Raw genomic sequence first — 3,209 nt, 5'->3', positions numbered from 1 at the left:
GGACCCATCGAAACACATCTCCACCATTCCTTCAACTGGGAAAATGCCGCCCCCGGGTCCCGGATAGGACCTCGGGGGCGTTCGGTTAACTGCGGGAGCGAGCCATCAGCTCAATGTGTTCGGTTGAGATCGGAAATCAACCTAGAACTGATGGAGTTTCCGAAAGCAGTTTGCTTTATCAACGATATTGCTCTTAGCAACTAATTCAATCAGAGAAGTCACCAGAATTCAGCAATTCATCTTGACAAATTTAGCCATAAACAAGCAAGAGGTTAACGAATTTAATATGAGCCATAGAGCAAACCAATCAGGAGTAGCGGCGACTCGCAATTGACATCCCTTTCAACCATCGAGTCACTCGGTCAGGTACGAGCCAGTTCCATGCAACTGCAAAGATAAATGAGAGAACTAACGTCGAAATCGGCCCCATCGAAAACGGAAAGAGGCCATCTAACCTGATCAGGAAGCCCTCATTGAGGTACATGGCATAAGAGGCGTTACCCAAAGGACTCAGTGCCTTGACAAGTACAGTTCCCGCTGGACCATCCATCAGAAACTTAACCAGTAGCGTCACGAGCACCGCGCCAGCTGCAGAGTATACAAATATGTTAAGCGATCCGTGCGGCGCACCGTACATAAGTGCCACCGCAGTAAGCGCTGCAACACAGGCAAGCACGTATACCGTTGGAGAGATACCCCCCCCCGCGATCTTTTCCTCGTGCATTGCTAGCATGACACCTGCTGGAAAAGTCCAAAAATAGACCCAGGCAACAGCACCACTGTTCCACGCGATATTAATCCGTCCCACTACCGCTATAAGCACGAAGCTCACAAACAGCGTCGAAGTGAAAGCAGCAACTCTGCATCGTCTATATAAGGGCCAAGCAGCGTAAAATACAGCGTAGCATACAAAAATGTACGTGATGTACCACATCGTAGGATCTACGTTGAGGCAGAAGTCCAGTCCCATTAATGTGTAGAACGCCTTTCCTACGCCAACTTCTTCCCCCATTACGAGCAAGATTCCCAACTTAAACACGCTGAACAGAATGTATGGTACAAAAACTCCCACGAGACGTTTGCGCCAGTAGGCTGCCATCCCGTTCTTTTGAGCGGACTTAAAGATCCCGTATCCGCTCAAAAATAGGAATATATGCACACCCCACTGTCCCCCGCAGTCGATGAGTCCACGGTGTCCAAAAATAACAAGCGAGATAGCAATGCCCTTGAGCGCTGTGGTGCATTCACGAGAAAATAGTGGCGTTTTGGGGTATAGAGCTTTTATCATTATTTTCAATCTTCATTTTGCAAGTTTATTGAATACTGCGTTACCAACCGCCGCTAAATTGCTGTGCTTCTCTTCCTAAATCAAGCCGACGCTTGAATCAGAGTCAAATTCACGTTAGCGTCGTGGAATAGCCTTATGACGGTTTGCGGATAAGTGAGAGCCTGTGTAGCAGCGATGATTCGAGCGGAAATACCAAGCGTTTACGCTTCCATATAAAGAGTGATTTAATTGGTCCACATGGGGGGCACTCCAAAATTCCCACTTGTTAATAAGTAGAGGGAATTTTAAATTGAATCGTTGGATACTTAAGGATGAGCTAAGCTGGGGACGGTATCTGCTCGAACTTTTCAGAAGCAAGCAAATAAAACTAACTAATTTCGCTCAAGTAACACTGGAGCTCTTCCTCCCAGTCGGGCATGTGGAAGCCGGCTGACTCGAGCTTGGACAGGTCGAGCGCGGAGTGGACCGGGCGCGGGGCGACGGGTCCCGCGGCGCCGGCGTAGTAGTCGTCGGTCGATACCGGCACGACCTTCTCGCCGTTGCCGTTGGCTGCCTCGAAGACGGCGCGGGCGATGTCCGCCCAGGACTTGATGGCGCCGGAGCCGGTGCAGTTATAGGTGCCGTAGGGGGCGTGCGAGCCCAGCACGTGGAAGATGGCCTCGGCCATGTCGCGCGTGAAGGTCAGGCGTCCCAGCTGGTCGTCCACGACCGTGACCTGAGTGAGCCCGTCCTCGGGGTCGGCTACGCGGTCGGACAGGTCCCTCATGGTCTTGACGAAGTTGCGGCCCTCGCCGATGACCCAGCTGGAGCGCATGATGTAGTGGCGCGGGCAGCCGACCACGGCGATGTCGCCGGCGGCCTTGGTCTGGCCGTAGACGGACAGCGGGCTGAGGGGCTCCCCCTCGGTGTGGACCTCGGCGGTGCCGTCGAAGACGTAGTCGGAGGACACGTGGACGAGGGTGATCCCGTGCTCGGCGCAGATGCGGGCGAGCAGCGCCGGCCCCGTCGCGTTCGCCTTCCAGGCGGTCGCGCGGCCCTCGGGGGTCTCGGCCCTGTCGACCGCCGTGTAGGCGCCGCAGTTGATCACGGTGCCGTAGAGCGACCAGTCGTACTGCGCGTAGGCGTCCGGGTCGGACATATCGAAGGTGTCGATGTCGCAGAAGTCGAAGTCCTTCGCCACGCCGCGCTCCTCGGCCAGCGCGCGGACCGCACGGCCCAGCTGGCCGTTGCAGCCGGTGACGAGGGTGCGCTTCGGCGCCATGGGGACGACGTCCTTAAGGTACGGGTGGTTGAGGTCGGCCTCGGATACGGTGGCCTCATCGAGCGGGATCGGCCACTGAATGGCGAGGTCGGGGTCGGCGAGGTTCACGAACGTGTAGGTCTTCTTCAGCTCCAGCGACCAGTGGGCGTCCACCAGGTAGGTGTAGGCGGTGCCGTCCTCCAGGGCCTGGAAGGAGTTGCCCACGCCGCGAGGGACGTAGATGGCCCTGCTCGGGTCCAGGGTGCAGGTGAACACCTTGCCGAAGGTCTCGCTGCCCTCGCGCAGGTCCACCCAGGCGCCGAAGACCGAGCCGCGGGCGACGGAGATGAACTTGTCCCAGGGTTCGGCGTGGATGCCGCGGGTGACGCCGCGGCTGTCGTTGTAGGAGATGTTGTTCTGGACGACCTTGAGGTCGGGGATGCCCAGAGCGCACATCTTGGCGCGCTGCCAGTTCTCCTTGAACCAGCCGCGCGAGTCGCCGTGGACGGCGAGGTCGACGACCTTGAGGCCCCCGATGCCGGTCTCCGCCACGGAGAGGTCCTTCTCGAATGCGATGTCTGCCATGTGGGATAAGCTCCTATCGACGATGTTCAGGTTGCGGGCGCGCCGGGCGGACCGCAAGATCATCCCCATGCCCTGCGGTCCGCCCGGCGCGGCCCG

General features: G+C 57.3%; 2 protein-coding genes. Both read right to left on the bottom strand.

The window, feature by feature from the left end; translation table 11 throughout:
• Positions 1–307: 307 nt before the first annotated feature.
• Entirely contained in the window at positions 308–1,288 is a 981-nt protein-coding gene (locus ACTQXM_RS08885) for an acyltransferase family protein (RefSeq protein ID WP_441537634.1), read from the bottom strand.
• A gap of 367 nt (positions 1,289–1,655) precedes the next feature.
• On the bottom strand, positions 1,656–3,113 hold the full coding sequence (locus tag ACTQXM_RS08880; RefSeq protein WP_441537633.1) for a sugar nucleotide-binding protein: 1,458 nt from the start codon (positions 3,111–3,113) through the stop codon (positions 1,656–1,658).
• Positions 3,114–3,209 lie beyond the last annotated feature (96 nt).

This window comes from Collinsella sp. LCP19S3_D3 (assembly GCF_052121455.1).
In the GTDB taxonomy this organism is placed as follows: Bacteria; Actinomycetota; Coriobacteriia; order Coriobacteriales; family Coriobacteriaceae; genus Collinsella.
This window is presented reverse-complemented; position numbering and strand designations above follow the sequence as displayed.